This window comes from Rothia sp. 88186D007BW, from assembly GCF_053544215.1.
Window position 1 is genome coordinate 73,901 of record NZ_JBPPTR010000008.1, and the last position, 25,012, is coordinate 98,912.

Genomic DNA, 25,012 nt, shown 5'->3' on the forward strand with positions numbered 1-25,012 from the left:
GGTGCTCTCTTCTGCTGTGTTGGCCTGCGTCCTGCTGCTTTTGGTGTTGGTGGGCTATCTGCTTACTGCTGTTGAGTCCTCCTACACCTATCTGCCTCGGTCTGAAGCTCAGCGGTTAGGCAATGAGCCTGAAAACAAGAATATTCGAGCTATTCTTGCTGACCCTGAACCCTATTTCCGGTCCTTGCGTATGTGGCGGGTTCTGGCTGAGGTGTCCTCTGTTGTTTGTTTCTTTTTGCTGGTGCACGATCTCTTTAGCCGCGCCTGGGTCAGCGTCCTGGTGACCTTGCTGGTTATGACTGTTGTAGTCTTTGCTTTCTTTGGTGTGGCCCCTCGCTTGGTGGGGCGCACTAAGCATACTCAGGTCTTCTCTGCTATGGCCGGGATGGTGTATGGTTTGGGTGTTTTAACCCGCCCTTTTTCCTCCGCTTTGACTGCGCTCTCGCGTAAGGTCAGCCCCAAGAATTCTGAACAGGTGACCGGTATTTTTACCGAAGATGAGATTCTTGAGTTCGTTGATCGTGCCAGCACCTCTGCGGCAATTGAGGACGATGAGGCGGAGATGGTTCAGTCCATCTTTGAACTTGATGAGACCCGCATCCGCTCGATTATGGTGCCCCGTGCCGATATGGTCACCATTGATGTGACGGAGAGTTTCGATGACGCTATTTCCCTCTTTTTGAGGTCCGGTTATTCTCGTATCCCGGTCTTGGGGGAGTCTTTTGATGATGTGCGTGGCATACTTTATCTCAAGGACGCCCTGGCTGCCTCCCGTGAGGCGGGGGCCGCTGCCGAGAGCATGGGCCTTGCTCCGCTGATGCGCCCGGTGCGTTATGAGCCTGAATCTAAGCGTGTCATGGATTTGCTGAAAGAGATGCAGCGTGAGTCTACCCACGTTGCCGTGGTCGTTGATGAATACGGTGGCACAGCGGGCCTGGTGACTTTAGAGGATCTCATTGAAGAGCTGGTGGGTGATATTTCGGACGAGTACGATAACGAGAAGCCCGAAATTACTCTCCAAGATGACGGTACTTTCAAGATTAGCTCCCGGTTGAGTATCGTGGAGTTGGGTGAGCTCTTTGGCATTGAGCTTGATGATGAGGACGTCGATACGGTCGGTGGCCTGCTGGCTAAGCACCTGGGGCGTGTCCCAATTATTGGTAGTGAAGTTGTTGTTGAGGGTATCCATATTAAGGCCATTGGATCTCGTGGTCGCCGCAATAAGATTGGTACGCTCTCTGTTTGGGCAGACTCTGTGCCTCAACAACCTGTAGAGTAAAGCCCAGACATTACTTAATCCTGATATTGGAGTATCTGTATGGAATTTGCTTCCTTCCCCGAGGACTACACTGCGGGCTTTGCCGTTCTAGTGGGCCGCCCCAACGCCGGTAAGTCAACCCTCACCAATGCGCTGGTCGGGCAGAAGGTCGCGATTACTTCCAACCGACCTCAGACTACCCGCCATACTATTCGTGGCATTGTTCACCGTGAAGATTTCCAGCTAGTTCTGGTTGATACTCCTGGTCTGCACCGCCCGCGTACTTTGCTGGGTGAGCGTTTGAACGATATGGTGGCGCAGACTCTTTCTGAGGTTGATGTTATTGGTTTCTGTATTCCTGCTGATGAGAAAATCGGCCCTGGTGACCGTTATATCGCCCAGCAGCTAGCGGCATCGGGGAATAAGCCTATCGTTGCTATTGTGACTAAGGCCGATAAGGTGGGGCACGAACAGCTCACCGAGCAGCTTTTGGCTGTTTCGGCTCTGGGTGATGAGATTATGAGTGCTGAGCGTGTTGCTCGTAAGCAGCGCCGTGAGCGTCAGGAACGGAAGAAGAAGGGTGATGAGCTTCCTTTCCGTAAGGGGAGCGGCCCGGCTGCTAGCCGTACTCAGGGTAAGGCTACCCCTGCACCGGTTAATGACGGCCGTGGCGGCTGGGCAGATATTATCCCAGTTTCTGCGGTGAAGGATTACCAGGTAGAAGAGGTCGCCAAGCTGCTTTCCTCTTACCTGCCTGATTCGCCTCCGCTCTATCCTACCGGTGAGTTGACTGATGAGCCTGAGGCTACCCTTGTTGCTGAGCTGGTGCGAGAAGCTGCCCTCGAGGGTGTGCAGGATGAGTTGCCTCACTCGGTGGCTGTGACTATCGAAGAGATGGAGTTGCGGGAGGGGCGTAGCGCCGATAATCCTCTGCTTGATATCCATGTCAATCTTTTTGTGGAGCGTGACTCCCAAAAAGGAATTATTATTGGTAAGCGGGGCGCCCGATTGAAAGAAATCGGCCAAACTGCTCGCAAGAACATTGAGGCTCTGCTTGGGACCAAGGTCTTCCTCTCTATTCATGTGAAGGTAGCCAAGGACTGGCAGCGTGACCCCCGTGCCCTAGGCAAACTGGGTTTCTAATTCTCTTTGTATCAGGAGTTTTTCTCAGCTTTCTTGGCTAAGCTGGGCTGAAGAATCGGTTAGAACCCCCTACCGTCGACGAATCGGAGATAGCATTTATGGCGCCACAGGGTCACCCCTCGCAGCGAGTTGTTACGCCCCTGGGGCGTCATATGAGCAACCAGCCTCTTAAGTCTCAGCGGGTCAAGTGGGTAGCGCTTTCGTGCGTTGCTCTGCTCACTATGGTGGTTGCTTTTGGTGGCTTTGCTCTGATGCGTTTGCGCAGTAACGTGCAGACTGCCGAGATTAATATCGGTGAGTTGTCTTCGGATCTTGCCACTGGCCCTCTTGATATTCTCGTTATTGGTTCTGATACCCGTGCGGGCAATAATGACGTTTACGGTACGGCTGAGGATGCAGCTTCTGGTGCTCGTTCTGATGTCATGATGCTGGTTCAGGTCAGTGAGGACCGTTCAAACGTCAACGTTATCTCTTTTCCCCGCGATTTGATGGTCGATATCCCCAAGTGCACAGATGCCACGACGGGGCAGACCTACCCTGCAACTTCTGAGACTCAGATTAATGAGTCTCTTCAGCGCGGTGGGCCCGGGTGCACGGTAGCTACTATTAGCAACCTGACGGGCGTGGCTATTGACCACTTTATGCTGGTGGATTTTAACGCTGTGAAGGCTCTATCAAGTGTGGTAGGTGGCGTTGAGGTGTGCGTAACTGAGCCTATTGACGATACCTATAGTGGTCTCAAGCTCTCTGCTGGTACATCAAGTGTTGAGGGTGAACAGGCTCTGGCTTTTCTTCGTTCTCGTCATGGCTTTGGTGATGGTAGCGATACTGCCCGTATTCAGGCCCAGCAGAGCTTCTTAGCTTCGTTGCTGCGTAAGGTGCAGTCAGAGGGCACTCTGACTAACCCGTCGAGGTTGCTCAGTATTGCTGAGGCAATCACCCAGAATGTCACTATCGATCAGGAACTAACTCACCTAGGTAATTTGGTGAGTATAGGTTCCATTTTTGCCAGGGTCGATTTGAGCAAGGTGGTCTTTGCTACCGTCCCTAACGAGCCTTACCTCTACGATGGCAATAAGCTCCAGCTTTCGGCTGATGCTCAGGCTTTTTTCACTAAACTTCAGAATGATGAGTCCCTGGTTGAGCCAGTTTCTCCTGCACCTGCCGAGGTCAGTGAGACGTCTGCTCCTGCTGCGGAGCTGACCTATTCTCTGAGCGTGAGTGTTACCGATGCTAGCGGTGTTGAGAACCGAGCGGAAGAGCTGGCCCCTAAGATTGAGCAGGAAGGCTTTACCTCGGTTACTGTCGTATCTTCCGATGCGGTTTACACTGCTTCAACCATTTACTACCCCTACGGGTATGAGGCTGAGGCTCAAGCTATTGCGGATATCTTTGGTATTACTTCCTTGACGCCTTCGGAGCAGTACCTTGGTATTGGCCTTATCCTGGGTTCTGACCTTGCTGAGAGCGACACTATCGCTGCACCCGCTAGTGAACTTGCCACGGGTGTTACAGGTCAGACCGCCGATCAGGTGACCTGTCAGCAGTCCTTCAGTTACTAATCATCCTAGCCATATTCTCATGTGATGGACGGTTGCTAGCAGGTTCTTCACCGATGGGCCGTGTACGATACCGTGGCTGCCACTTTTCACCTCATCTAAGGTCAGTACGATGAAAAATTTCCAGAAGCCTGCACCCATGCCCGTGCACAAGTACGTGCCTTTTGATCAGCAGATTCAGGTCTCCCTCCCAGACCGCACTTGGCCCGGTAAAATCATGACTGCTGCTCCACGCTGGTGTGCAGTGGATCTGCGTGATGGCAATCAGGCTCTCATCGATCCCATGGACACCGAACGTAAGCTGGCTATGTTCAAGCTCTTGGTCACCATGGGTTATAAGGAAATCGAGGTTGGCTTCCCCTCAGCCTCAGCCACCGACTTTAACTTCGTGCGCACTCTCATTGAAGATGGGCTTATCCCCAACGACGTGACTATCCAGGTACTGGTGCAGTGCCGTGAGCATCTAATTCAGAAGACTTTCGAAGCTCTTGATGGGGCCCCTAAGGCTATCGTGCACTTCTACAATTCGACATCGGTTCTGCAGCGTCGTGTAGTGTTTGACCAGGACCAGAACGGCGTCTTGGACCTTGCCCTCACCGGTGCCCGTCTCTGCAAGAAATACGAAGAGCAGTTGGCGGGGAACACCAAGATTACCTACGAGTATTCCCCGGAATCCTTTACTGGTACCGAACTGGAATTTGCGGTACGGGTGTGCAATGCTGTGACTGATGAACTGGGTATTGGCGAAGGTAAGGAAGTCATTATTAACCTGCCTGCCACCGTTGAGATGGCCACCCCTAATGTCTACGCTGACTCTGTAGAGTGGGTGAGTCGCCATCTGACAAATCGCGAGTATGTCATTCTCTCCTTGCATCCCCACAATGATCGGGGCACAGGTGTTGCCGCAGCGGAGTTAGGCTATCTGGCAGGTGCAGATCGCATTGAGGGCTGCCTCTTTGGTAATGGGGAGCGCACCGGCAACGTCGATTTGGTTACCTTGGGTTTGAATATGTACACCCAGGGCATTGACCCTCAAATCGATTTTTCTGATATTGATGAGATTCGTCGGACTGTAGAGTACTGTAATCAGCTACCTGTGCATGAGCGTTCGCCGTACAGTGGTGACCTGGTTTTTACGGCTTTCTCAGGTTCACATCAGGACGCCATTAAGAAGGGCTTTGAGCGTTTAGAGAAGGACGCTGCTGAGCAGGGTAAGACCGTCGATGATATGGTGTGGGCTGTTCCTTATTTGCCGATTGATCCTAAGGATTTGGGGCGTTCTTATGAGGCTGTTATTCGTGTGAATTCTCAGTCGGGTAAGGGTGGTGTGGCCTACCTTTTGAAGAAGAGCTTTGGTCTGGATTTGCCTAAGCGTGCTCAACAGGAATTTTCTGCTATCGTGCAGGCTCAGACTGATGCCCGGGGTGGCGAGGTTGAGAGTAAGGCTCTGTGGGATATTTTTGCTGATGAGTATCTGCCCACTGATAAGACTGGTTCCCGTTGGGGTAAGTACCGCATTGAGTCGCTCTCTATTGATTCTAAGGAGCATGGGGAAACTACTATGCGGGTTGGCCTGAATATTGATGGGCATACCTATAACCGTGTGGGTCAAGGTAGTGGCCCGATTGAAGCCTTGCAGTCGATTTTGGCTAAGGAGGGTGTGGACGTCCGTGTGCTGGACTATTCGGAGCACACCTTGGCTTCTGCAGCAAGTGCCCAGGCTGCCTCCTATATTGAGACAGCGGTGGGTAGCAGGGTTCTGTGGGGTGTTGGTATCGATAGTTCAACGACTCGTGCCTCACTCAAGGCTATGATTTCAGCAGTGAACCGTGCGATACGTGATGATGTCTACAACTAAGGCTATTGGTGATAGCGCTATTGTTTTGCGCACCCAGGATTTGGGGGAGCATGACCGCATTATTATTTTGGCAACTCGACAGCATGGTGTTGTGCATGCGGTAGCTAGGGGAGTGCGTAAGAGTAGCTCAAAGATTGGGGCCCGGCTTGAGCCTTTTATGCTGGTCGATATTTCGGCTGTTCCGGGAAAAAATCTTGCTACGATTTCGCAGGTTGTAACTCGCAGGGCCTATCTGGGCCCTATTGTCAGCGATTACACTCGCTATACTGTAGCGACTGTTGTGGCTGAGGTTGCGGAGCAGCTACTCAATCATGAGCAGGAGCGCCTTGAAGAGCAGTTCACGCTTCTAGCTGGGGCGCTGTCAGCTTTGGCGCGGGGCGTTTACCCGCCCCACCGCGTCCTTGATTCGTATCTTTTGCGTGCCTTGCATAGGGCTGGCTGGAGTATGGCTATCGGTGCTTGTGCTGTTTGCGGTGTTCTTGATGAGCTCACCTATTTTTCTCCTGCCTTGGGGGTTGTGTGTACTGGGTGCGCCCGGGGTGGTGATTTTCCTCGGTTGAGCCCTTTAGCGCCTGCAGAACCTGCCTATTTGGCGGCTTTGGCTAGAGGTGACTGGGCTAGAATTTTGGCTGAGCAGTCGTCTGCTCTGTTGCAAAGGGCAGAACGGCATATTATTGATTATGTGCAGTGGCAGCTTGAGCGGCCGCTTAAAACTCTGTCTACCCTTGAGAAGGAAATCTAGTACATGACACCAGTGAAGCCTTATAGCCACCCCAGTGGTGCTTTAGCTCCTGCGATTCCGCGTAAGTTTGTTCCTCAGCATGTGGCTGTGGTGATGGATGGTAATGGGCGCTGGGCCAATGAGCGTGGCCTGCCTCGAACTGAGGGGCACCGTGCTGGTGAGGCTGCTTTACTTGATGTGGTGGCTGGCGCTATTGAGATGGGCATTCCTTTTGTTTCTGCGTATGCCTTTTCAACGGAGAATTGGCGCCGTAGCCCTGATGAGGTTGCTTTTATTATGCGGTTTTCTTCTGAGGTTCTAGAGCGTCAACTTGAGACTCTTAAAAGTTGGGGCGTGCGGATTCGCTGGGCTGGTCGCCGCCCTAGGCTGTGGACGTCGGTTATCAAGCTCCTTGAAAAGTGCGAAGAGGAAACCAAGCACAATACTGTGTGTACGTTAACTATGTGCGTCAATTATGGGGGGCGGGCAGAAATTGCGGACGCGGCGGCCTTGATTGCTGAGGACGTTGCAGCTGGCCGTATCAAACCTAAGCAGGTCACTGAAAAGACCTTCCAGAAATACTTGGATGAGCCTGACCTACCCGATGTTGATCTTTTCCTCCGCACTTCAGGGGAGCAGCGTTTCTCGAATTTCCTTCTGTGGCAGAGTGCTTATGCTGAGATGGTCTTTATGAACGTGTTGTGGCCCGATGTTGATCGGACTGTGCTCTGGCAGGCTGTGGAAGAATATGCCTGCCGTGACCGCCGGTATGGTGGGGCTGTTGATAAGGTGGCCACTTCCTAAGTTTCTCTCACACTAGGCGTAAGCCGCGGCAGAAAGGGGCCCTATATGCGGATCTACCCAACCCTGTTCACACTCTTTTTCAAACCCATGGATGCTGAGAAGGCCCACCACCTGGGCATGTGGGCGGTGCAGACTCTTCGCCGCACCGGTGTTTCACGCCTGGGTGAGCGCTTTTTAGCGCCCCACCCGTCACTGGCAACTGAGGTGATGGGGCTTTCTTTCCCTTCACCTTTTGGTATTGCTGCTGGCTTTGATAAGGGTGGCACGGCTATTGCGGCTTTGGGTCAGCTGGGGTTTGGCCATGTTGAAATTGGAACTATTACTGGTCAGGCCCAGCCGGGTAACCCTCAGCCTCGTCTTTTCCGTCTGGTAGATGATAAGGCCATTATTAATCGCATGGGTTTCAATAATGATGGGGCGGCGGTGGTGGGGCCGCGGGTTGCGGCAGCTCGTGCCGACCTTGAAGCGGAATACCGGGGTAAGGTTCGCCCTATCATTGGTGTTAATATCGGTAAAACTAAGGTGGTAGCTCTTGAGGATGCTATCGAGGACTACCTGGTAAGTACTAGGGTTCTTGCGCCTCAGGCTGATTATCTTGCGGTGAATGTCAGTTCACCTAATACTCCGGGTCTACGGGATCTTCAGGCCATTGAGACGCTGGAGCCTCTGCTGGAGGCTGTGCGTGCTGAGGCTGATCGGGTGGTACAGGGCCGTCGTGTGCCTTTGGTGGTAAAGATTGCCCCGGATCTTGCAGATGAGGATATTAAGGACGTCGCTGCGATGGCTCTCCGTCTTGGGTTAGACGGTATTATCGCGACTAACACCACTATTGCCCGTGAGGGGCTAGGGCTGGTGAGTTCTCAGAGTAAGATTCAAGAAATTGGGGCTGGTGGCCTATCGGGTGAGCCGCTGAAGAATCGTTCTTTGGAGGTTCTACGTCTGCTTAAAGCTAAGGTTGGGGATCAATTAGCTCTTATTTCGGTAGGTGGTGTGACGACAGCTCAGGACGTTGCTGACCGTCTGAAGGCAGGGGCCAGCCTGGTGCAGGGGTATTCAGCTTTTATCTATGAGGGGCCGCTATGGGCAGCTCACATCAATCGTGGACTACTGAAATTGGGGAAAACCCGCTAGACTGAACACGTGAGATCATGACGTAAAGGGGCGCTACCTCAATATTGAGGTAGCGCCCCTTTGAATTTAAGAGCAAAGCTCTTGTGGGGTGGGCTGCGGTGTAATTTTACTTGGGGTATTCGCCGCGCTTGACCTGAGGCTTCGGCAACCGGAAGCGGCGGAGCATCATCACGCGATTGAAAGCGTAAAAGCCGGAACGGGGCTCGATGGAGCCAAACTTTTCGATGAGTTTCTTTTTGAGCCCGCGCCACATAATCATGTAGTCGATGACCCAGAGCAGAATCATGCCCCACATGAAGAAACTGGTGTATGGCTGCATGTTGGGGGAGAAAAGCCCCACAATGAAAACAGCTAAGATGACGATAATCATGATGTCACCCAGATTGAAACGAGCATCGACATAGTCGCGAATATAACGACGCTGGGGGCCCCGATCGTTGACGGGCAGAAAGCGTTCATCGCCAGTCTGCAAGGCATGCTGCTGCTTAGCGCGTAGCTCACGCTCGGCCTCACGCTGAGCGTCCTTTGCTGCCTTACGGTCGGCAGGAACCAGGGGAGTGCGACGGGCTGCTTCACGTTCTTTGCGGGAGGGGGTAGGGCGCCCCTTAGGCGCGGTGTACCCCGGCTGGTGAGGTTCAGGGCTTTCGGCTGCTACAGGGGTAGCTTGGGCAACCACAGAACCAGTATTATCTGATGATTTCTTATTACGACCTAACACTCCTTAAGAATAACCAAGTTCATGCGTAGATATATAGTTGAAGCGTATTCTGAGATGTATGACAACACATGATTTCGATTTTTCTGCCCGCCCATCTTTGGCCGCCTATATCGAAGAGAATTTTGAGACTCAGCTTGAGCGTTTAGCAGAGCTTGTAGCTATCCCTTCGGTTGCCTGGGAGTCTTTTGATCTTTCTGAAGTGCAGCGTAGCGCTGAAAAGGTGAAAGAACTTGCTGAAGAAGCTGGTTTTGAGAGTGTTGAAATCCTCTCAGCTGAGTATGGTGGTGGCCAGCAGGGCATGCCTGCGGTCGTGGCTCATTCGCCAGCTGCACCAGGTTTCCCGACGTTTTTGCTCTATGCCCATCACGATGTTCAACCCGCCGGTGACCCTTCTTTGTGGGATACTGAGCCTTTTGTGGCAACACGTCAGGGCGATCGTCTCTATGGCCGTGGCACTGCAGATGATAAGGCGGGAGTCCTTGTTCATTTAGCTGCTTTCACAGCGGCACGAGAAGTACTAGGTGATGACTTTAAGGTCGGTGTCACTCTCTTTATTGAGGGTGAGGAAGAAGCCGGTTCCCCTAGTTTCGAGAGCTTTTTGCAGACCTACCGCGATAGGCTCGCTGCGGACTACATAGTTGTAGCAGACTCAGCCAATTGGAAGAGGGGAGTACCTGCCCTAACAGCAAGCCTGCGAGGGGTCGTCAGCGGTGATATCTCAGTAGGGGTAAGTAGCCATCCTGTTCACTCCGGTGTGTTCGGTGGCCCTCTTCTGGACGCCAACACGGTCTTGATCCAGTTACTTGCTACCCTTCATGATTCTCAAGGTTCAGTTGCAGTTGAAGGTTTGGTGATTGCACCTGAACCTGATGTTGAATACCCTGAGGCCGATTTCCGTGCCGATTCAGGAATCCTCGACAGCATGAACCTAGCAGGTCGCGGTTCAATCTCATCACGCCTCTGGTCTCAGCCAGCTATCTCTATCATCGGTATGGACATCACCCCGGTTGCCGAATCGTCAAACACCATCGCTGCACGAGCCAAGGCGCGCATCAGCGTCCGCCTCGCCCCTGGCCAAGACCCCACCGCAGCCCACCGTGCTCTTGCCAAACACTTCGCAGAGCACAACCAGTACGGAGCAGAGGTTACCTATCAGGCCGAAGATTCAGGACAGCCCTACCAGGCCGACCTTACTGGTAGTGGAACCCAACTAGCCTTGGCAGCCCTGGCAGAAGCCTGGGGAGTAGAGCCAGTCACTACTGGCCTAGGCGGGTCTATCCCCTTCATCGCCACCCTCACCGAGGTCTACCCAGAGGCTCATATTCTCATCACCGGCATCGAAGACCCAGACACCCGCGCTCATAGTGCTAATGAGTCCCTTTTCATCCCAGATTTTCACACAGCAATCTTGGCTGAGGCCTTGATGCTGGCAGCAGCTCATACCGCGCACTAAGGTATTCACTCGACCGCGAACATCTCGCGCCTTGCACCCAAGACGCGTAAGATTGACATCAAGATACCCCACGAAAGGATTGCTTATGTCTGAGGCAGTACTTGATGAACTTCCCACCCACGGTGTGAACCTCACCGAGGTAGCAGCGCAGAAGGTTCGCTCCTTACTCGAACAAGAAGGACGTACCGACCTACGCCTTCGTATCGCCGTACAGCCCGGTGGCTGTTCAGGTCTGATTTACCAGCTCTACTTCGATGAGCGGGTACTCGATGGGGACGCAGTACGCGACTTCGACGGGGTAGAAGTGATTGTTGACCGTATGAGCGTTCCTTACCTCGATGGTTCAACTATCGATTTCGAAGACACCATCCAGAAGCAGGGGTTCTCGATTGATAACCCTAACGCCCAGGGTTCTTGCGCATGTGGAGATTCTTTCCACTAGGAAGTGCCTCAAACAGTTCCCTGAAGTGGGGGTATGCTCCGGCATGCCCCCACTTTCTTATCTCCGCTTACTCAAACGTGAAATACTTACGTAATGACACGTCAGTTCGTTGACAGGTTGTCACCAGAAACACCCGTTTGCGGGTAAGCTCGTATTGAAAGAAAAATCACTTGGATTAGGGCTGTCCGCACACAGCACCAGGTGACACGCACATCGCTACAGGAAGGGCCGTCTGTGAGTTCGCAGCATCGAACCAGCAGCATGGGGCTTAAAGGCAAGGCAGTAGCCACTGCCAGCGCCGTTTCAGCGCTGCTCTTGACCGGTTGTTCAGAACAGGCATCAGTGGGCTGGCTGCCTACTCAGCGTGGTGTAACCGATAACGCCGATACCATCATGAGCCTCTGGATTGGTACATGGATTGCCGCGTTGGCTGTAGGTCTAGTGACCTGGGGCCTCATGCTCTGGTGCATCATCGCCTACCGTCGCCGCAAGTACGAAACCGGCTACCCCCGCCAGGTGAGCTACCACGCTCCGCTAGAAATTTTCTACACCGCTATCCCGATTATTCTGATCGTCAGCTTCTTCACTTTCTCAGACCAGGCCGAGCGTGAAATCACCGCTCCCAAGTCTGAGACCGCAGCCGTCACCATCGAGGTCTACGGTAAGCAGTGGGCCTGGGACTTCAACTACCTGGACGAAGACGTCTACTTCGCTGGTGTGCAAGCACGCCTAGACAAAGAAGGAAAAGTCGGGGTAGAAGAGACCCTCCCAACCCTCTACCTGCCCGTCGACTCAACCATCGATTTGCAGCTTAAGTCTCGTGATGTCATCCACTCCTTCTGGGTCCCCGCTTTCCTTGAGAAACGCGACACCATCCCGGGCATGACTAACCACATGTACTTCACCACCGGTTCCGAGCCCGCACGCTACCAGGGTAAGTGTGCTGAACTCTGCGGTGAGTACCACTCCGAAATGCTCTTCAACGTTGAAGTTGTCAGCCAGAAAGACTACGACGCCTACATCCAGTCACTGCGCGATATGGAGAACATTGGCCGTCTGGGTGATGAGTACAACCGTAATCCCAACATGAACACCAAGAACTAAGAGGTAACCCCGTGACTACTCCTGAGTATTCAGATGAGACAACCGGTAGCGTTGTTCCGCGGGTGGTTCCCAAGTCCAAGGGGCGAATCATCGTCAACTGGCTGACGTCCACCGACCACAAGACCATCGGGTACATGTACCTGATCGCTTCGTTTATTTTCTTCTGCTTTGCCGGTGTCATGGCTCTGCTAATGCGCCTTGAACTCTTCTCTCCCGGTATGCAGTTCCTCGAAACCAAGGAACAGTTCAACCAGCTCTTTACCATGCACGGCACCCTCATGCTGCTCATGTTTGGCACCCCGCTGTTCACCGGTTTCGCTAACATTCTGGTGCCCCTACAGATTGGTGCCCCCGATGTTGCCTTTCCCCGCCTGAATTCCCTAGCCTTCTGGTTCTTCCTGTTCGGGTCTCTGGTAGCTATCGCTGGCTTCCTCACCCCCCAGGGTGCAGCCTCCTTTGGCTGGTTCGCCTATGCCCCCTTGAACAGTGCCACCTACAGCCCCTCTGTGGGTGGAGACCTCTGGGTCTTCGGTCTAGCTCTGCAGGGCTTCGGCACCATCATGGGTGGTGTCAACTTCTTGACTACCATCCTCTGCATGCGTGCCCCTGGCATGACCATGTGGCGTATGTCGGTCTTCACCTGGACCACCCTGATCACCTCCATCCTGATCATCATGATCTTCCCGCCGCTGGCGTCCGCCCTGTTCGCCCTCGGTATGGACCGTCGTCTCGGTGGCCACATCTTCGACCCCGAAAACGGTGGGGCTGTGCTTTGGCAGCACCTCTTCTGGTTCTTCGGGCACCCCGAGGTTTACGTTCTGGCGCTGCCCTTCTTCGGCATCGTCTCAGAAATCATTCCTGTCTTCTCCCGTAAACCGATTTTCGGTTACAAGGGCCTGATTTTTGCGACCATCGCTATCGCAGCACTGTCCGTTACCGTGTGGGCCCACCACATGTACGTTACCGGCGCGGTCATGCTGCCCTTCTTCTCTTTCATGACCATGCTGATTGGTATTCCTACCGGCGTGAAGTTCTTCAACTGGATTGGCACCATGTGGCAAGGCTCCATCACCTTTGAGACTCCTATGCTCTGGGTTATTGGCTTCCTGGTTACCTTCCTCTTCGGTGGTCTGACCGGTATTATCCTGGCCTCCCCGCCGCTGGACTTCCACCTGTCTGACTCCTACTTCGTAGTTGCTCACTTCCACTACGTCATCTTCGGCACTCTGGTCTTCGGCATGTTCGCTGCCCTCTACTTCTGGTGGCCTAAGTTCACCGGCAAGATGCTCAATGAGCGCCTGGGCAAGATCCACTTCTGGCTACTCTTTGTCGGCTTCCACATGACCTTCCTCATCCAGCACTGGCTGGGCGTTGACGGTATGCCCCGCCGCTACGCAGACTACATGCCTGAAGATGGCTTCACCTGGATGAACCAGCTTTCAACTGTAGGTTCTATGATTCTGGCAATCTCCATGATTCCTTGGTTCTGGAACATCTACACCACTGCCCGCAACGGCAAGCGCGTTGAGGTTGATGACCCCTGGGGCTTCGGTGGCTCACTAGAGTGGGCAACTGCCTGCCCGCCCCCGCGCCACAACTTCACCGCCCTGCCCCGTATTCGCTCAGAGCGCCCTGCACTTGATCTGCACCACCCTGAGCTGTCCACCAACAATGACATTGCCGCGGCAGCCCGCCAGGCTACCGCAGGCTAGGAGGCCACAGTGAAACTTCTTGCAAAGATTTTCGGTCTCATCGGTATCTTCTTGATTCCTGTGGGTATCGTCTACGGTTTCATGACTCACTTCACCGAATGGGCTGGTTTCCCCGCCATTCTGGCAACTGCTGTGATGTGTCTTTTCCTCTGGTACTTCCTGAGCTTCACCGATAAGAAGCACCCGGAGATGCCCTATGAGGATCTTGACGGAGAAATCGCTGACGGTGCTGGTGACTACGGTTTCTACTCACCGTGGTCATGGTGGCCCCTCTTCATCGGTCTTGCCTGCACCATCGTTGTTGTTGGGCTGGCAATTGACTGGTGGATCGTCCTTATTGCCATTCCTTTCGCAGCAGCTGCTGTGCTGGGTTGGGTTTACGAGTACAGCCGCGGCGACCACGCCCACTAAAACAGCCTTATAGGTTCAACAGGGGTGGGGCCCCTCTCCCATGGGAGAGGGGCCCCACCCCTGTGCTGTGTACAGCCAGCAGCTGCTACGAGATAGTGGTGGGGGTCAGGACGGCACAGGACGGCACAGGACGGCACAGGACGGCACAGGACGGCACAGGACGGCACAGGACGGCACAGGACGGCACAGGACCAGCGTCCGCCCTATCTTCAGCGCTACTGAGGCAACACGCCGAACCGTAGACGAGTTCCTCGATACTTTTTTCAAGGTTTCAGCACACCTCCGTGAGCCAGTCTCTCTCATCTTGCCCGATTGTCCTGCTTAAAGGCATGTGGGGCACCCCATCAGGGGTGCCCCACATGTTTACTACAACCGTATTTTATTGTTCGATGGGTTCAGCTTTGTGAGAGCCAACCGCAGGTGAACCGTGCGACTCTTGGTGAGCGGCTTCGAGTTCGGCGGGAGTTACAGCAACCACGCGATCTTCGAACCAGATCTTTGAGAGACCTGCGCGGGTCTTCTCGATTAGACCTACCTTACCCTTCTTATTGGGCTGTGCCGGGATGGGTTTGGGGGATTCGAAGGAGACGAGCTCGTAGCGGCGGTACTCGTCCAGGGGCTTGTGAACCTCGATGAATTCGCCGTGGGGGAGCTGGACGACCTTACCGGTTTCGATACCGTGCAGTACGAGCTCACGGTCCTTGCGCTGCAGGGCCAGGCAGATGCGCTGGGTGATGAAGAAGCCGATGAGGGGACCGAATACGAAGGTAAAGCGGAGCCAGTAGGCGACGTCATTCAGTGAGACGTGGAAGTGAGTTGCGATCAGGTCGGAGCTTGCCGCAATCATCAAGGAGGCGTAGCCGATGATGCCTGCTACACCTACACCGGTGCGGAAGGGGGCGTTGCGGGGGCGGTCCAGGATGTTGTGAACACGGTTGTCCTTGGTCACCCACTGCTCAATCCAGGGCCAGAAGACCATAGACATCATGACTGAGCCAGCCATGAGAGCGAAGGGCAGCAGGACGCTGAGCACCCAGGTGCCACCGAGGAATTCGAATTCCCAGGGCCAGGGCCAGACGCCGGGCCATAGGCGGAGGGCGCCATCACCGAAACCTACGTACCAGTCAGGCTGGGTGCCAGCTTGTACCGGTGAGGGGTCGTAGGGGCCGTAGTTCCAGATCGCGTTGATGGTAAAGGTCGCCCCGAGGAAGGCGATGATACCGAAGACGATGAAGAAGAAGCCGCCAGCCTTAGCTGCGTAGACCGGTCCGACGGGGAAGCCAACGACGTTGGTTTCGGTGCGGCCGGGGCCGGGGTACTGGGTGTGCTTGTGCAGTACAACCATGAACATGTGGATAGCCACCAGCAGTAGAAGCATGGCTGGGATAATCATGATGTGCAGGGTGTAGAGGCGACCAATCACTGCGGTGCCGGGGAACTCGCCGCCAAAGAAGAAGAGCGAGATGTAGGTACCGACGAGCGGGATTGATTTGAGGATGCCATCGATGATGCGCAGACCGTTACCGGAGAGGACGTCATCGGGCAGGGAGTAGCCGGTGAAGCCTGCCAGAATACCGATGATAAGCAGGGTGCAACCGACGACCCAGTTCAGTTCACGGGGTCGGCGGAAGGCGCCGGTGAAGAAGACGCGGAGCATGTGCACGGTCATTGCCATCATAAACATGAGGGCGGCCCAGTGGTGAATCTGGCGCATGAGCAGGCCACCGCGGACGTCAAAGGAGATGTCCAGGGTGGAGGCGTAGGCGGCAGACATGTGGGTGCCCTTCATGGGGACGTAGGAACCGTCGTAGGTTACTGACACCATGGTGGGGTTGAAGAAGAAGGTCAGGAAGGTGCCTGAGATGATCAGGATGACCAGGCTGTAGAGGGCGACTTCACCGAACATGAAGGACCAGTGGTCGGGGAAGATTTTGCGACCAAATTCTTTGACGATACCTGAAGCACCAACACGCTGGTCAAGGTAGTGGGCAATACGACCGGTTGAGGTTTTTGCCGTGTAATCAGATTGCATTGACGTTGACATTATGCTTCACCTGCCATTTCCTTCATGTGCTGTGCACGCTCCCAGTAGCCGGGGCCAACGGGTTCGTGGAAGTCACTTTGTGCAACCAGGTAGCCTTCTGCATCAACTGCGATGGGCAACTGGGGTAGGGCGTGCCCTGCGGGCCCAAAGATGACCTTGCATTCTTCTGCCGCGTCGAAAGTTGACTGGTGGCAGGGGCAGAGCAGATGGTGGGTGCGCTGCTCGTACAGGGCGATGGGGCAGCCTACGTGAGTACAGACCTTGGAGTAGGCGTAGATGCCGTCCACGTTCCAGTTTTCACGGCCGGGGGTGACTTTCTTGATGTCAGCGGGGTCCAGGCGCATGAGGAGCACAACGGCCTTTGCCTTTTCCTCTAGGTAGCCGTTCTCGTGGGTCAGGCTGGAGAGGGTTTCGGGTAGGACGTGGTAGGCAGAGCCTAGGGTGACATCTGCTGCCCTGATGGGGGTGCCGGAGGGGTCGCGCACTAAGCGGACGCCTTCGTCCCACAGGGTGTACTTGAGTACTGAGGGGTCTGCCGGGCCTAGGTCACGGAAGAGGGTGACGAAGGTGAGGGGAGCGAGGATAAGGGAACCGATGAGGGTGTTTCGAAGGAGTGGGCGTCGTTTGATGCCTGATTCTTCGATAATGGTTTCAACGATTTCTTGGGCCTCTGCGCGGTCCTCTTCAGAGGTGACCGCGTGACGCTCTTCGACCATCTCGCGGTCGGGCATGAGTGAGCGTGCCCAGTGGACGATACCGATACCGATACCGAACATGGCAAAAGCGATGCCCAGACCCAGCAGAAGGTTCTGCAGGCGAAGCATATTGTTTGCTTCGGGGTTCATGACATCGTAGAAGTTGCCGCTGACCTCTACACCGAAGTAGCCAATCCAGAAAAGCAGGGAGCCCAGCATGGAGATGACGAAGAGCAGAACTACCTGTCGTTCGGCACCCTTAGCTTTTTTGGTATCGACGTCGGTGAGTCGGGGGGCATGCGGGGGGAGTCCGGGGTTAGCGAACTTCTCCTGGTGTGCCTCCGCAGAGGTAACTACGGCGACTTCTTCATGTGCGCCGTCACTATGGTTTCCCATGTGTTGCCTCAAATCTTCCTTGGTACGAAATTTATGTGTGTGGGTGAGCTTATGCAGCTCGTGAAGTGAGCCAGAGGGTGAATGCTATGACGATGACTAGGCCGAGGGTCCAGATGAGCAGACCTTCAGATACGGGGCCGAGTGATCCCAGTTTGAAACCACCAACTGATGTGTTAACTTCCTGGGACTTCAGGTAGGTAATGACATCGCGCTTTTCTTCGGGGGTGATGTTTGCGTCGTTGAAGACGGGCATGTTCTGCGGGCCGGTTTCCATGGCCTCGTAGATGTGCTTCTCTGAAACGCCCATGAGGGTGGGGGCAAACTTACCGCGGGTTAGAGCACCACCGACACCAGCAGCGTTGTGGCACATGGCGCAGTTTGCTAGGAATACCTTTGCGCCGTTGGCAGCATCGCCCTGGGCAACATCCAGGTATTCTTCCTCGGGGATGGTGGGGCCGGCGCCAAGTGATGCAACGTAGGCTACGAGTTGCTGAGTCTGCTCATCATTGAACTGGCCGGGCTTAAGCTGGGCCTGAATGCCTTGCATCTGCATGGGCATGCGGCCGGTACCTACCTGGAAGTCAACAGCAGCGGCACCTACACCGATGAGGGAGGGGCCGTCGGCGGAGCCTTCTGCCTTGGTGCCGTGGCAGGTGGCGCAGTTGGCGAGAAAGAGTTTCTGGCCTTCTGAGATGTCTTCTGCAGTGTAGGTGGTGCTTGTAGCGGCTTGAGCCTCGTTAGTAGCCGTGGCAACTGCGTAGAGGCCACCAGATAGGAGGAGGGCAAGGGCAAGCAACACGAGAGCTGCGAGCGGATGACGTCGCTTGTGAGAAAGTGCTTTCACGTCGTTGTTCCTTTGTGTGTGCTAGTTGGTTTACTTTTAGCGGTTACCGGTTACTTAAGGAAGTAGACGATGATGAACAGGGCGATCCACACGATGTCTACGAAATGCCAGTAGTAGGAAACAACAATTGCTGAGGTTGCTTCGTAGTGACCAAAACGCTTAGCGACATAGGCACGGCCGATGATTAGCAAGAAGGCGATGAGGCCGCCGGTTACGTGCAGGGCGTGGAAACCGGTGGTGATGTAGAAGGCTGAGCCGTAAGCACTTGATGCGATAGTCATACCTTCAGCGACAAGGTTGGCGTATTCGTAGGCCTGGACGGAGACGAAGAACGCACCCATGATGAAGGTGAGAAGGAACCATTCGACCATGCCCCATTCGCGGACATTGAAGATGGAACCGGTGCGGCGGGGCTTGAGCTGCTCAGCTTTGAAAACACCGAACTGGCAGGTAACAGAGCTCAGTACCAGCACGATGGTGTTGGCCAGAGCGAGAGGGACTTCAAGCAGCGGTGTGTTCTCGGCCCAGATATCGGGGCGAGAGGCGCGCAGGGTGAAGTACATTGCGAACAGGCCGGCGAAGAACATGAGCTCGGAGGCGAGCCAAACAACGGTGCCAACAGACACCTGATTGGGTCGATTTAGGGCGGTATGCGCCGACTTACTGGGGGTATGGGTTGCAGTTGTCACATAGACATTATGTCTGTAAAACTGCCCGTGAACCAAGAGGTAAGGGGGTTTACTAGCAGGTGTGTTGTAAATTGTGGACGTTTACCCTATTATTCTGCGGGTTTTGATAGGGTATTGCCGACACGTTGTATGTAAAACTTGCGTAACTCAAAGCTTTGCCGGGCTGGTTATGACGGCATGAGGCCTATGTGTCTTGTGAACTCGCTCGAAGGCTTAAAGAACCGTAGAATGTGAGCTATGACAGGCACCATTACATGGAAACGTATTCTTAACCAGCTCGTAGCTCAGCAGGAGCTCTCTCCAGATCAGATCACCTGGGCTATGCAAGATATTATGTCGGGTTCTACTCCGGAAGCGATTTTAGGCGCTTTCCTTCTTGGGCTTCATGTTAAAGGTGAGACTCCTGCAGAACTAGCAGCCTTAGCTCAGGGAATGCTTGATAAGGCAGAGCCTATTGAGGCAACCCGGGATGCTGTAGATATTGTGGGAACTGGGGGAGACCAGCAGAATACTGTCAATATTTCGACCATGGCCTCTCTCGTCATTGCCGGTGCTGGGGTACCCGTCATTAAGCACGGTAACAGGGCTTCTTCGTCTTCAAGTGGTAGTGCAGATGTTCTAGCTGAGTTGGGCATTAACCTTGACTTGAGCGTTAAGGACGTTGCCGGAGCGGTTGATGCCGCTGGTATCACCTTCCTTTTTGCCCAGGTTTTTCACCCCTCCATGCGGTATGTAGCGCCGGTTCGTCGCGCCCTTGGTGTTCCCACGGCTTTTAATTATCTTGGCCCTATGACCAACCCAGCCCGTGTACGTTCCTCAGCTATTGGGGTAGCTGACCCTGCAATGGCTGAAAAGATTGCTGCAGTATTTGCATCTCGTGGTGACCATGCACTGATTTTCCGAGGTAATGATGGCCTGGATGAAATCACCATTACTGGCGCATCCCAGGTGTGGGAGACCACCGAGGGGGCAGTAGAGCATCATGTGTTAGCCCCCACTGATTTTGGTATTGAACTTGCTAGCCTGGATGATTTGCGTGGGGGAGATGCCCGCCATAACGCTCAGGTTTTTCATGAGGTACTTGATGGAGCTAGTGGCCCTATTATGAATGCGGTTCTGCTGAATGCTGCGGCGGGTCTTACTGCCTACCGTCCGGTTGATCACCGTCCTTTTGCAGAACGATTTGAGGACGCCTTGCAGGAGGCTCGCAGATCAGTAGAGACAGGCAAGGCTAAGGCTGTACTTGAACGATGGGTTTCCTATAGCAACAGTAAATAAATATCAAAGGTCGGCCCCAGAGAATCTGGGGCCGACCTTATTTCTTCAAAGACTATGATTCGTTCATTCTATGACTTACGACGCAGAGCCCACAGGATCAGACGCCAGCCAACCAAGAAGAGTAGAAGGGTGATAGCAGATACAATCACGAAGGCGGTTGCAGCGGTGTCACCAAACGATAGGCGCAGGCCGAGCCCAAGCACCAGGGTGCTAACCCACATCATAAGACCTTCTAGTAGAAGGGGAAGCTGACGCCTAGATTTCACCACCCAAATACCTATATGGCCAGCACCTGCAGCTATCAGGAAAGGTGCTGCGGTAACCAGTATCTGTGATAGAGATTCACCGTGGCTCACAAGTCCAAGGGCAATAAACAAGAGGACGAGGGCCAGATCGACAAGGGCACGAACTGGCTGGGAAAGATATTTGCCTGAGTCAACTGAATTGCGCATAGCTTTACTCTAACGCAGTCAGGTGCCAACTATGGTCGCAGGTATCGTGAGGGGCGAACTATGGGGCGCGCTGGCGTATGGAGGGGAGTATTTTTATGTCTACTTTACATAATGTATATTATCGGCTTTATGGATATGTAGTTGAGCTGGTCAAATTCTCTTTTACTTGACCACCAAAGGCACCTGTCATCACAGGCTAGAACTAGCAGAGAAGAAGTTCATCAGGGAGAATAGATAAAGTACCAGCACACCAACCTGTGGGAGGTAGACATGATTGACTGGTTTACTCAGAACCTTTGGGCCTTCTGGCTCACCGCTGCCCTAATTCTGGCTATTATCGAAATTCTGCTACTGGACTTCGTCTTTCTCATGATGGGTCTAGCCGCGCTGTCGGTAGCAGCAAGCACTCCTTTCATAGATTCATTTGTCTGGCAGGTTGTTCTTTTTGCGGTCATTAGCATTGCCCTGCTACTGGGTCTCAGGCCACCACTCATTAGGCGCTTCCACCAAAGTTCCCCCGATATTGCCATGAATTCTGATGGGCTCATCGGGCAAGAAGCCCTCGTAACCCAGACAGTCACCGACCAGACTGGGCTAGCCCGGGTTGCTGGTGATACCTGGACGGCCCGCCCTGAAGATAGCCAGCAGGTTCTACCTGAAGGGTCCAAAGCAACCGTAGTAGCCATCCGCGGGGCAACTGCTTACCTAACTCCCCTCAGCAGAAATTAAACTTTAACTTTAAAGATAAGGTCGTAACCTATGACAGCTCCATTACTGACAACAACTATCCTGCTCACCGCCCTTGTGCTGCTGGTTCTCATCACCCTGCTCAAGGCTGTACGCATCATCCCCCAAGCCCGCGCTGGCATCGTCGAGCGTCTGGGTAAGTACCACACCACCCTCAACCCGGGCTTCCACGTAACAGTCCCCTTTATCGACCGCGTCCTACCCCTCATTGACCTGCGTGAACAAGTCGTGTCGTTCCCCGCACAATCGGTAATTACCGAAGACAACCTGGTCGTTGGCATCGACACCGTGGTCTACTTCCAGGTCACTGACCCCAAGGCAGCCACCTACGAAATCACCAACTACATCCAGGCTGTCGATGAGCTCACCAGCGCCACCTTGCGTAATGTGGTCGGTGGCCTCAACCTGGAAGAAACCCTGACCTCACGCGATCAGATTAACACTGAGCTCCGAGGTGTTCTCGATAGCACCACCGGGCGCTGGGGCATCCGCGTTTCCCGCGTAGATATCAAGGAAATTCAGCCTCCCCTCTCTATCCAGGACTCCATGGAAAAGCAGATGCGAGCAGAACGCGACCGTCGCGCCGCCATTCTGACCGCAGAAGGCCAGAAACAATCTCAAATTCTCACCGCAGAAGGTGACTCACGCGCAGCCATTTTGCGGGCAGAAGGTGAAAAGCAGTCCCAGATTCTCACCGCAGAAGGTGATGCGAAAGCAGCAATCCTTCGTGCAGATGGTGAAGCTCAGGCTATCCAGAAGGTCTTCCACGCTATCCACGCCTCAAACCCCAGCCAGAAGCTACTGACCTACCAGTACTTGCAGACCCTGCCCAAGCTGGCTGAAGGCGATGCTAATAAGCTCTGGTTTATCCCTACCGAATTAGGCGATGCCCTGCGCGGTATCGGCAATGCCTTCTCACCCCAGGTAGATGACGGTACCCCCGAAGGTGAAGAAGATTCTCACCAGGTAACTCCCCCAGCCTCTACCCTGGTCGATACCCCGGTTATCCGCGTCACCCCTGAAGATCTCAACCCCAACCTCGATAAGCTCGATAGCGGTGTAGAAATCCCTCAGGACGGCGAGCTGCCCACCAGCGAATCTGCTCAGGGCCCAGCCCCGCACACCCCTGGCGCCTAATGGTTATAATAGATATTTGGCCTGCACGGTTTAATTCGCCTTTGAGCGCTCAAAAGCCTGCAAGCAGTTCAATCACCGTTTATGGAGGAAGAAAATGAGCGATCGCAGCTTGCGCGGTATGCGCCTGGGTTCACAGTCAATGGAAACCGAATCAGGCGTGGAGCCGGCTCCCCGCCAGCGTGTGGAATACCGCACCGAAGACGGTGAACGAGTCTTCGTAACCTTCGCTCAGGAAGCTGAAATTCCGGCAACCTGGCCCGCTAAGTCCGGCAAGGAAGCCTTCCTGGTTTCTGGCGATGGCAAGGTTGAAGAGAATACTGAGAAGCCCGTTCGTACCCACTGGGACATGCTCCTTGAGCGTCGTAGCGTAGAAGAACTTGAAGAGACCCTACAGCAGCGTCTTGAAATCTACCGGGAGCGTCACGCCCTCTAAAAGCCCTTTCTCATAAGAAGTGCCCCACCAGCTACCTGGCGGGGCACTTCTTTATCCTCGTCTTCTATCGACGCAAAGAATTATTTCTTCAGCAGTGAGCGTAGGCGCTGCGCTCGCGCGGTAAGGCCCCAGCGGGTCACCTTAGTCATGGAATCGACGATGATGTGGCCATCCATCTTTGAGCTACCAATTTCACGTTCCACAAAGGTGATAGGTACTTCTACGATCTTCAGACCGGCCTGCTCTGAGCGCCAGGCTAAATCGACTTGGAAGACATAGCCCTTAGAGTCAATACCTTCAAGGTTTAGCTTCTGCAGGGCTTCACGGCGGTAGGCGCGGTAGCCTGCGGTAATGTCTTTGACCTTGGTGCCGAGAATCAGGCGGGTATAGAGGTTGGCACCTCGGGAGAGAATCTGGCGGTGTGCCGGCCAGTTCTTGGTTTTGCCGCCGGGTACATAGCGGGACCCAATGGCCAAATCTGCGCCGCTCTCAATGACCTGCAGGAGCAGGGGTAGCTGTTCGGGCTGGTGGGAGCAGTCGGCATCCATCTCAACTAGCACATCGTAGCCAGCCTCTAGGCCCCAGTCGAAGCCTGCCAGGTAGGCCCCGCCTAGTCCGTCTTTGACGGTGCGGTGCAGTACGTTGATGTGGCTGTCTTCTGCTGCCATAGAATCGGCAAGCTGGCCGGTGCCGTCGGGGCTGTTGTCGTCGACAACCAGGATGTCGCAGTCGGGTACGGCTGCGCGCAGGCGCTCTACTACGATGGGAAGGTTTTCCTTCTCATCGTAGGTAGGAATCACGGTTAGTACTCGCATGCGGTCTCCTTGTCATGGCCAGCCCGAATGATAGGACGGCGTATAAACCAGTTTTTCATTATATAGGTAAGTGGCGTCTGAACGTCTAGCACCAGCAGGTGGTCTAGGTGATACCTAGCCCACTTTCTGCCCGCTGTGGTATAGGCCTACGAGCTTGGGGCGGGGCACATCCGGGGCGAGAACAGGAAGCAGCGGGGTGCGTCCGCGCGGGTCGGTACTCCAGGCCGAAATGCGGCTATCAGGAGTTTGCACTATCAGCTCGGTAGTTTCCCACAAGGCGCAGTGCGCCGGGGCCCCTGGCACAAGCTGGCCGGTGAAGGGGTTAGGTGCGGACGCTGCGCGGTAAACTGCACGGGTGCAGGCAGCGAAAGCGGCACGAGCTGAGACAGCATCTTCTGCATGAGTGGGGTTAACCGCCGCATTCACCAGCTCCCAGCCCAGAAGAGCTGGAAGCTGACCAGGAGTTGAGCCCAGGGTGACAGTAGCACCAGCAGCCAGGGCCTGACTGAAGGACTGTGCAGCTTGGTCGAAGTTCGTTGAGAAGCCCAGGGAAACCTGAAGCTCTTTGGCTTTGTCCAGCTCTTGCGAGGTGAGCATGGTCAGCCCTTCAAGGCTGGGGCTCAGGCGTAGGCAGGCCAGGCTATCAAGGGGCTCCAGCAGGGCCAGGTACTCCCCCACCTGCGAATTATCAGTAACCACTAGCAGAAGCTGTAAATGCTCTTCTGCAAGGCTCCCCAGCACGAGCGGGGTGAGCTGCTCCGGTGAGGTGACATAAACACCCCGGACGCCCTGGGGCAGACTACCAGCCTCATCAAGGGCAGTTACGCTCACATAGTAATCAGCTGCCACCGCCGGGTGCGGTGCCGGTAGCTCCTGAACAGAATCAGTCAGCAGCAGACGGGCATACCCGTAACCGGCAGCCGCCAGCTCCCCCAAGACGGTGGAGGCGTCCGCACCGGTCACAGAGGCAGCTGCTAGAGCAAAACTGGGGGTGACCAGGCTGCCGCCTAGCTCCTGAACGGTCATGGAGGAATCGGCGATAGAGCGGGCACCGGCGTCCTGCCCCACCCATTCCACCTGCCCCTCATTCATCACCAGGGCTGTGGCAAAGGGATCAGCTGGGCTATAGACAGAACCATCGAGCAAGACAGAAGCAGCCATCGGTGCT

The 25,012-nt window shown here is 54.5% G+C and carries 24 protein-coding genes; 16 read left to right on the plus strand and 8 right to left on the minus strand.

Annotated elements, in window-relative coordinates; translation table 11 throughout:
- Position 1 precedes the first annotated feature (1 nt).
- The 7 genes from ACEE09_RS05985 to ACEE09_RS06015 all read left to right on the plus strand — a co-directional run bounded on the left by ACEE09_RS05985 (position 2) and on the right by ACEE09_RS06015 (position 8,474).
- Positions 2–1,279, plus strand: coding sequence for a hemolysin family protein (locus ACEE09_RS05985; RefSeq protein ID WP_449082975.1), 1,278 nt, complete (start codon positions 2–4; stop codon positions 1,277–1,279).
- 39 nt (positions 1,280–1,318) lie between these two features.
- Positions 1,319–2,401 (plus strand): GTPase Era, encoded by a 1,083-nt coding sequence (locus tag ACEE09_RS05990; RefSeq protein WP_449082977.1) that lies wholly within the window; start codon positions 1,319–1,321, stop codon positions 2,399–2,401.
- 152 nt (positions 2,402–2,553) lie between these two features.
- On the plus strand, positions 2,554–3,963 hold the full coding sequence (locus ACEE09_RS05995) for an LCP family protein (protein ID WP_449082979.1): 1,410 nt from the start codon (positions 2,554–2,556) through the stop codon (positions 3,961–3,963).
- Positions 3,964–4,072: 109 nt separating this feature from the next.
- A complete protein-coding gene (gene leuA / locus ACEE09_RS06000) occupies positions 4,073–5,818 on the plus strand; it encodes a 2-isopropylmalate synthase (protein WP_449082981.1) in 1,746 nt (581 codons plus the stop codon).
- A complete protein-coding gene (gene recO, locus ACEE09_RS06005; RefSeq protein ID WP_449082983.1) occupies positions 5,802–6,560 on the plus strand; it encodes a DNA repair protein RecO in 759 nt (252 codons plus the stop codon). The genes leuA and recO overlap by 17 nt, the downstream gene beginning before the upstream one ends.
- Positions 6,561–6,563: 3 nt before the next feature.
- Entirely contained in the window at positions 6,564–7,343 is a 780-nt protein-coding gene (locus ACEE09_RS06010) for an isoprenyl transferase (RefSeq protein WP_449082984.1), read from the plus strand.
- Positions 7,344–7,388: 45 nt separating this feature from the next.
- Positions 7,389–8,474: a quinone-dependent dihydroorotate dehydrogenase gene (locus ACEE09_RS06015; RefSeq protein WP_449082986.1), complete on the plus strand. Its 1,086-nt coding sequence runs from the start codon at positions 7,389–7,391 to the stop codon at positions 8,472–8,474.
- A gap of 106 nt (positions 8,475–8,580) precedes the next feature.
- On the opposite strand, the gene ACEE09_RS06020 is transcribed toward ACEE09_RS06015, so the two are convergent.
- The gene (locus tag ACEE09_RS06020; protein ID WP_449082988.1) at positions 8,581–9,192 is read right to left on the minus strand and encodes a DUF3043 domain-containing protein; all 612 of its coding nucleotides are present in this window, start codon (positions 9,190–9,192) and stop codon (positions 8,581–8,583) included.
- A gap of 58 nt (positions 9,193–9,250) precedes the next feature.
- On the opposite strand from ACEE09_RS06020, the gene ACEE09_RS06025 reads away from it, so the two are divergent.
- The 5 genes from ACEE09_RS06025 to ACEE09_RS06045 all read left to right on the plus strand — a co-directional run bounded on the left by ACEE09_RS06025 (position 9,251) and on the right by ACEE09_RS06045 (position 14,314).
- The gene (locus tag ACEE09_RS06025; RefSeq protein WP_449082989.1) at positions 9,251–10,645 is read left to right on the plus strand and encodes a M20/M25/M40 family metallo-hydrolase; all 1,395 of its coding nucleotides are present in this window, start codon (positions 9,251–9,253) and stop codon (positions 10,643–10,645) included.
- 85 nt (positions 10,646–10,730) lie between these two features.
- On the plus strand, positions 10,731–11,087 hold the full coding sequence (locus ACEE09_RS06030; RefSeq protein ID WP_449082991.1) for a HesB/IscA family protein: 357 nt from the start codon (positions 10,731–10,733) through the stop codon (positions 11,085–11,087).
- Positions 11,088–11,321: 234 nt separating this feature from the next.
- Positions 11,322–12,191, plus strand: coding sequence for an aa3-type cytochrome oxidase subunit II (ctaC, locus tag ACEE09_RS06035; protein ID WP_449082992.1), 870 nt, complete (start codon positions 11,322–11,324; stop codon positions 12,189–12,191).
- Positions 12,192–12,202: 11 nt separating this feature from the next.
- Positions 12,203–13,903 carry an aa3-type cytochrome oxidase subunit I gene (gene ctaD / locus ACEE09_RS06040; protein WP_449082993.1) on the plus strand — a complete coding sequence of 567 codons (1,701 nt, stop codon included), beginning with the start codon at positions 12,203–12,205 and terminating at the stop codon, positions 13,901–13,903.
- Between the two features lie 9 nt (positions 13,904–13,912).
- Positions 13,913–14,314, plus strand: a complete 402-nt coding sequence (locus tag ACEE09_RS06045) for a cytochrome c oxidase subunit 4 (protein ID WP_449082995.1) — start codon at positions 13,913–13,915, stop codon at positions 14,312–14,314.
- Between the two features lie 379 nt (positions 14,315–14,693).
- Here ACEE09_RS06045 and qcrB read toward each other — a convergent pair whose 3' ends face one another.
- From qcrB to ctaE, 4 genes are read right to left on the minus strand one after another with little or no spacing between them, the layout of a single operon-like run.
- Positions 14,694–16,358 (minus strand): cytochrome bc1 complex cytochrome b subunit, encoded by a 1,665-nt coding sequence (gene qcrB, locus ACEE09_RS06050; RefSeq protein WP_449082996.1) that lies wholly within the window; start codon positions 16,356–16,358, stop codon positions 14,694–14,696.
- Positions 16,358–17,449 carry a cytochrome bc1 complex Rieske iron-sulfur subunit gene (gene qcrA / locus ACEE09_RS06055; protein ID WP_449082998.1) on the minus strand — a complete coding sequence of 364 codons (1,092 nt, stop codon included), beginning with the start codon at positions 17,447–17,449 and terminating at the stop codon, positions 16,358–16,360. Before qcrA ends, qcrB begins: the two co-directional genes overlap by 1 nt.
- Positions 17,450–17,498: 49 nt before the next feature.
- Positions 17,499–18,293, minus strand: a complete 795-nt coding sequence (gene qcrC, locus ACEE09_RS06060) for a cytochrome bc1 complex diheme cytochrome c subunit (protein WP_449083000.1) — start codon at positions 18,291–18,293, stop codon at positions 17,499–17,501.
- Positions 18,294–18,343: 50 nt separating this feature from the next.
- The gene (gene ctaE / locus ACEE09_RS06065; protein ID WP_449083001.1) at positions 18,344–18,982 is read right to left on the minus strand and encodes an aa3-type cytochrome oxidase subunit III; all 639 of its coding nucleotides are present in this window, start codon (positions 18,980–18,982) and stop codon (positions 18,344–18,346) included.
- A gap of 237 nt (positions 18,983–19,219) precedes the next feature.
- Here ctaE and trpD point away from each other — a divergent pair, with 237 nt between their 5' ends.
- Positions 19,220–20,260 carry an anthranilate phosphoribosyltransferase gene (gene trpD / locus ACEE09_RS06070; RefSeq protein ID WP_449083003.1) on the plus strand — a complete coding sequence of 347 codons (1,041 nt, stop codon included), beginning with the start codon at positions 19,220–19,222 and terminating at the stop codon, positions 20,258–20,260.
- 68 nt (positions 20,261–20,328) lie between these two features.
- Here trpD and ACEE09_RS06075 read toward each other — a convergent pair whose 3' ends face one another.
- The gene (locus tag ACEE09_RS06075) at positions 20,329–20,712 is read right to left on the minus strand and encodes a DUF3054 domain-containing protein (protein ID WP_449083005.1); all 384 of its coding nucleotides are present in this window, start codon (positions 20,710–20,712) and stop codon (positions 20,329–20,331) included.
- A 270-nt stretch (positions 20,713–20,982) separates the two neighbouring features.
- On the opposite strand from ACEE09_RS06075, the gene ACEE09_RS06080 reads away from it, so the two are divergent.
- The 3 genes from ACEE09_RS06080 to ACEE09_RS06090 all read left to right on the plus strand — a co-directional run bounded on the left by ACEE09_RS06080 (position 20,983) and on the right by ACEE09_RS06090 (position 23,029).
- Positions 20,983–21,441: an NfeD family protein gene (locus ACEE09_RS06080; protein WP_449083007.1), complete on the plus strand. Its 459-nt coding sequence runs from the start codon at positions 20,983–20,985 to the stop codon at positions 21,439–21,441.
- Positions 21,442–21,471: 30 nt separating this feature from the next.
- Entirely contained in the window at positions 21,472–22,596 is a 1,125-nt protein-coding gene (locus ACEE09_RS06085) for an SPFH domain-containing protein (protein WP_449083009.1), read from the plus strand.
- Between the two features lie 94 nt (positions 22,597–22,690).
- Positions 22,691–23,029, plus strand: coding sequence for an RNA polymerase-binding protein RbpA (locus ACEE09_RS06090; protein WP_449083011.1), 339 nt, complete (start codon positions 22,691–22,693; stop codon positions 23,027–23,029).
- A gap of 80 nt (positions 23,030–23,109) precedes the next feature.
- Here ACEE09_RS06090 and ACEE09_RS06095 read toward each other — a convergent pair whose 3' ends face one another.
- Positions 23,110–23,844: a polyprenol monophosphomannose synthase gene (locus ACEE09_RS06095; protein WP_449083013.1), complete on the minus strand. Its 735-nt coding sequence runs from the start codon at positions 23,842–23,844 to the stop codon at positions 23,110–23,112.
- A gap of 114 nt (positions 23,845–23,958) precedes the next feature.
- Positions 23,959–25,005, minus strand: a complete 1,047-nt coding sequence (locus ACEE09_RS06100) for a hypothetical protein (protein ID WP_449083015.1) — start codon at positions 25,003–25,005, stop codon at positions 23,959–23,961.
- Positions 25,006–25,012: the final 7 nt, after the last annotated feature.

Coding starts and splice junctions, on each gene's coding strand:
- ACEE09_RS05990 (WP_449082977.1), top strand. CDS start 1,319: ATGGAATTTGCTTCCTTCCCCGAGGACTACACTGCGGGCTTTGCCGTT.
- ACEE09_RS05995 (WP_449082979.1), top strand. CDS start 2,554: ATGAGCAACCAGCCTCTTAAGTCTCAGCGGGTCAAGTGGGTAGCGCTT.
- leuA (WP_449082981.1), top strand. CDS start 4,073: ATGAAAAATTTCCAGAAGCCTGCACCCATGCCCGTGCACAAGTACGTG.
- recO (WP_449082983.1), top strand. CDS start 5,802: ATGATGTCTACAACTAAGGCTATTGGTGATAGCGCTATTGTTTTGCGC.
- ACEE09_RS06010 (WP_449082984.1), top strand. CDS start 6,564: ATGACACCAGTGAAGCCTTATAGCCACCCCAGTGGTGCTTTAGCTCCT.
- ACEE09_RS06015 (WP_449082986.1), top strand. CDS start 7,389: ATGCGGATCTACCCAACCCTGTTCACACTCTTTTTCAAACCCATGGAT.
- ACEE09_RS06025 (WP_449082989.1), top strand. CDS start 9,251: ATGACAACACATGATTTCGATTTTTCTGCCCGCCCATCTTTGGCCGCC.
- ACEE09_RS06030 (WP_449082991.1), top strand. CDS start 10,731: ATGTCTGAGGCAGTACTTGATGAACTTCCCACCCACGGTGTGAACCTC.
- qcrB (WP_449082996.1), bottom strand. CDS start 16,358: ATGTCAACGTCAATGCAATCTGATTACACGGCAAAAACCTCAACCGGT.
- qcrA (WP_449082998.1), bottom strand. CDS start 17,449: ATGGGAAACCATAGTGACGGCGCACATGAAGAAGTCGCCGTAGTTACC.
- trpD (WP_449083003.1), top strand. CDS start 19,220: ATGACAGGCACCATTACATGGAAACGTATTCTTAACCAGCTCGTAGCT.
- ACEE09_RS06075 (WP_449083005.1), bottom strand. CDS start 20,712: ATGCGCAATTCAGTTGACTCAGGCAAATATCTTTCCCAGCCAGTTCGT.
- ACEE09_RS06080 (WP_449083007.1), top strand. CDS start 20,983: ATGATTGACTGGTTTACTCAGAACCTTTGGGCCTTCTGGCTCACCGCT.
- ACEE09_RS06085 (WP_449083009.1), top strand. CDS start 21,472: ATGACAGCTCCATTACTGACAACAACTATCCTGCTCACCGCCCTTGTG.
- ACEE09_RS06090 (WP_449083011.1), top strand. CDS start 22,691: ATGAGCGATCGCAGCTTGCGCGGTATGCGCCTGGGTTCACAGTCAATG.
- ACEE09_RS06095 (WP_449083013.1), bottom strand. CDS start 23,844: ATGCGAGTACTAACCGTGATTCCTACCTACGATGAGAAGGAAAACCTT.
- ACEE09_RS06100 (WP_449083015.1), bottom strand. CDS start 25,005: ATGGCTGCTTCTGTCTTGCTCGATGGTTCTGTCTATAGCCCAGCTGAT.